General features: G+C 47.3%; 5 protein-coding genes. All 5 read right to left on the bottom strand.

Annotation, left to right across the window (positions count from 1 at the left end; translation table 11 throughout):
* Positions 1–1,492: BREX system P-loop protein BrxC (gene brxC, locus AB7U36_RS20050; RefSeq protein ID WP_428161403.1), on the bottom strand; the 1,492-nt coding region annotated here is incomplete at its 3' end.
* Between the two features lie 14 nt (positions 1,493–1,506).
* On the bottom strand, positions 1,507–2,091 hold the full coding sequence (locus tag AB7U36_RS20055) for a DUF1788 domain-containing protein (RefSeq protein WP_287038311.1): 585 nt from the start codon (positions 2,089–2,091) through the stop codon (positions 1,507–1,509).
* Positions 2,092–2,121: 30 nt separating this feature from the next.
* Positions 2,122–2,733 (bottom strand): DUF1819 family protein, encoded by a 612-nt coding sequence (locus AB7U36_RS20060; RefSeq protein WP_428161404.1) that lies wholly within the window; start codon positions 2,731–2,733, stop codon positions 2,122–2,124.
* On the bottom strand, positions 2,726–3,751 hold the full coding sequence (locus AB7U36_RS20065) for a tRNA dihydrouridine synthase (RefSeq protein ID WP_428161405.1): 1,026 nt from the start codon (positions 3,749–3,751) through the stop codon (positions 2,726–2,728). The genes AB7U36_RS20060 and AB7U36_RS20065 overlap by 8 nt, the downstream gene beginning before the upstream one ends.
* Positions 3,752–3,804: 53 nt before the next feature.
* On the bottom strand, positions 3,805–3,989 hold a 185-nt coding region (locus AB7U36_RS20070), incomplete at its 5' end, for a hypothetical protein (RefSeq protein WP_428161406.1).

A 3,989-nucleotide genomic window follows, 5' to 3' on the forward strand; every position in this document is an offset into this window, starting at 1 on the left:
ATTTAAACTCTTTGACGTATTTGACCAGGAAGAGTGTTTTCAGCAACCGTATGGCAAAGGGCGCCTCCAGATGGTTTTCCGCCTGAATGATCGCCCGCTGAATGTTGGATTTCAGGACAGTACGAATGCCTTCGAACATCAGGTCAAAAGTCGCCAGCTGCCCTATTTCATGATCCCCGATCTGTATTGCCACCTGTTGAAATACGCCCAGCATGGAGCGTTCGCCCACCGAGCTGTGCTTGCCTTCAAAGGCGTTATGCTGGGACAAATTCTGAATGGCTGTCTGAAATAGTGCGAACTGGTAGGGAATAAACGGGTAGCTGCGGATGAAGTGATCCCGGTCTTTGAAGTTTCGAAAGGTTTGGGAACCGTCGGCAAAATCAAACAGGGTCTTAAAGTTGTTGGACTGTTCATGGTATATGTCTGAGAGTGATTGGGCGCCCTGGTCTGTTTTCGAGAGCAGGCGCTTCTGGATAACTTCGGCCACGTCAGCACTGGTCAGTTTCATGCGATTGGCAAACCGGGCCTGGATTTTTGAAAAATCATTGCCTTCCTGTTTGCCCATCTCTCCCATAACCTTTCCCATATCTTCCTGGGCCGTCACGATGATCCAGGCTCTACCCCGGCATTTGGTGGCCAGACTCTCGGCAATGGTCTGGAGGTTGGTCATGAGTTTAACGTTATCCGCAACATACTGCCCGACTTCATCAACAAAAAAGTTCAGCCGGAATCCTTTTTTATTTTCCTGCTCGGCTTGCCGTTCGATATAGGCGAAAACCTGTTCGGCAAAGTCTTCAATGGAAACCCGGTATTGGCTGCGGTATTTGTCCAGTATTCCGATGGCCTGTGTCTCATCTTCTCCGGTGACCCGGGCATAGGCTTTGGCAATATTTTTAGACTCCAGCAGGGCCTGCTCCCTGCCCTTTTCCCATGCTCTGCCGGCAATGGACTCATAGGCGGGTTTAAACTGCCCATAGAGGCCACGGCTGTCAAGATCCCGCTCGAACTGGGCAATGTGTCCCTGTTTGCCGTAATACCCGCACATCTCATCAAAAACTTTTACAAATACGGCAAGGAGTGCGTCGATTTGTGATTTACTGATAACATCCGCTTTCTGATCAATATTGAATAAAATGCTTTTTGAAGGGATGCCGACGGCGCGTTTGAGATCCCCGCGCAGGATCTCGTTGCCTTCACACTTTGGCAGGAATAGATCGAAAGTTGAGGCACCGTCTATCTGCCTGTTTTCAAGCACAAGTGCCAGCATTTTTAAAAGATGGGATTTACCGGACCCAAAAAAACCGGAAACCCAAACGCCGTTGGCTCCCTGGTAGTTGTTATATGCGTCCAGAAATGATTCCAGCCGTTTTTCAACTTCCTTCGTCAGGACGTACTCTTCGATTTCCAGGCGAAGACTTGCCTCGTCATCCGCTTTAATGACCCCTTCGATCGGCCGGTCAACCGGTTTATGAAAAACGTTCTTAAGTATCATCTGGTTCCTTATGTTTAAGCTTCGCAGTGAAAAATGTTGAATGCCCTGTAGTACTTGTCGTCATGAAGCTTTCCGAAAAGATCAAGAGAAGCACCGGTCTCAAGTGTATGGGTGTAGTTCCCTGGAAAAAACATGACCGTTGGCTTTTCTTTGGCGGTACTCTGTAAATTATTCAAAACATTGTGTGAACGGATGTAGGGAAACACCTCGCCGACCCCGGCAAGAAAAAGAACATCGAAATCCGCGTCTGCCAACTTGTCTGCTATGGCCGGAACAAGATGTGTTTCCGGATCAAGTACGCCTTGCAGCAACTCTTTGAGCTGGCCTTTGGAGACAGATGCCTCAATTTCAAGAACTTGATTCCAGATGTCCCGTTCTTTCAGTATTTCTATGGACAGATCATAAAGGTTGATCTGCAAGATTCGAACACCGGTCTGCTCAAGGCGATTAACCAGTTGATGACAAAGACGTTCCATGTCAACAGATTCTTCCGGCTTGAAAGGACAGATGAAAAACGGCACTTCATTTCCAAGGCCTTGCTTTTTCAGGAAGCGCTGCCCTGAAATAACAGCATAAAGGTGTTGAAATTTGTCTTGCATTGACATTTTACCCATATCCGCTGTGACTTCTTAAGTCAGCTCCTTGGTATCGAATTCAACTATTGGAAAGCATAAGACATCTTTGCGGGCGCCTTGATAGATCAACTCTAAAAGTCCCGGACTTGGCATGGCTGCATGTATCATATTGCCGGCTGTCAAAAGATCTGCTTCGCGAAGCATCCTGAACAGGACCTGCCTCAATTTGCTTCGTGTTGCCGGGGAGATCTGCTCGAGTTCCAAATGCCATTCTGATTTTCGATTAAAGAAGGTGTCAAAGTCCTCATGGGTTATATCGGGTTTGAGTGAGAGAAAGCGTTCCCGAAGAACCTCAACGGCAAAATCAGCGATGAATCTATACCGACGACAAACGGCAAGCCACAGGAGATGGACTTGCTCTTGATGGCTTCCTTGATTAAGAAATTCAAGTTCGCGCAAACCCAGCAGCTTAAGCCGGGAAACCACCTCGCTGCAAACCCGTTTAAGGGTATTTTGTGTCCTTGCCTGCAGCAAATTTTTTTCGATCACCTTATTTCGGACAGAGTCCCAGTCACCGAGATCAAGATACAAGGCAGTCAGGTTCACCGATTCTCGGTGAAAGAGGCCACCTGTTGTAAATGACATGCTGTATCTTCTGTCACTCATTCCTTTTCAAAATTCCTTCTATCCTGTCCGGGCAGAATTTTAAATCCATGTCCCAGAATTCATCGACCCGATCCAAATAAGCCTGCTCCGAAGTTGACTTGAGCAGTTTTTTCAACGGTTTTTTGCTGTTTTCAAAGGAGGGCCCCAGATAGCTCCATAATCCCTTCATGCGCCCGATAAGGTGCGCCGGGCCTGAAAAGACCTGTTTGTAACTGTTAAAAAGGTCCGCGTGAAAGGTTTTCAATCGTTCACTCGTTTGCCTGTCTTGATCTCGGGCGTCGGGATTTTGGGAATCGAATATTCCCCCCTTGATCTGCTCGGGTAAAAAGGGATTGGAGAGAATGCCTCTGCCGATCATGAAACGGCTGATTTGCGGAAAACGCTGCCGGATTTTTTCCCATGATGCCGTGTCCACAATATCCCCATTATAGACCATGGGATGGATACAGGCTTTCATGGCCCCTGCAAAGGCGTCAACATCAGCGGTGCCTGTATACATTTGCTCCCCGGTTCTGGGATGCAGGATAATTTCGTCAAGCTTGTGAGTATTGAACATTGCAATCAGGTCCAAAATCTCCTCCTTGCTTTTACGGCCCAGACGAATTTTAACGCTTAGTGTAGGCTTCATGGCCGGAATTACCCTGGAAAGGAAGTCGTCTATTTTATCCGGATGGGATAAAAGGCCCGAGCCACGCAGTTTTACTGCAATTTTTGAATGGGGGCACCCGAGGTTCCAATTGACTTGAGTATAGCCCATGTCGAAAAGATAATCCCCAAGATAGATAAAATCATCCGGATTATTTCCCAGAATTTGTGGGATAACGGGAAGGGCTGTATTCAAAGCCGGATCCACGTCTTTCAATCTGAACGGCTTCAGCCGCCTGCTGCTCATAGTGGATATAAACGGGGCCATAGCCTGGTCAATGCCGGTAAAATGCCGAACATAAGCCTGTCTGAACACCACATCGGTAAAGCCCTGCAAAGGGGCCAGTATCAAAACGGGTCGATTATCTGTCATGGGATATTTTCTACTGGGATTACCCTGAATTAAGCTCAAAGATAAATCAATTTTTATTCCGGGGAGTGATCGTGGGGCGTATTATGCTTTCCAATGATGAAGGGCATGGTTACTTCAATTTCACCACTTTCCCCCCGTATAAATTCTGCATGGGGGTAGGTGTTTTTGAACACATTAAGCATTTTTCGGTTTTCGGCCAGGACAAGGGCAGTGAACCCGGAATAATTATTTTTCCGGG

The sequence above is a fragment of the Desulfobacter sp. genome, from assembly GCF_050177295.1.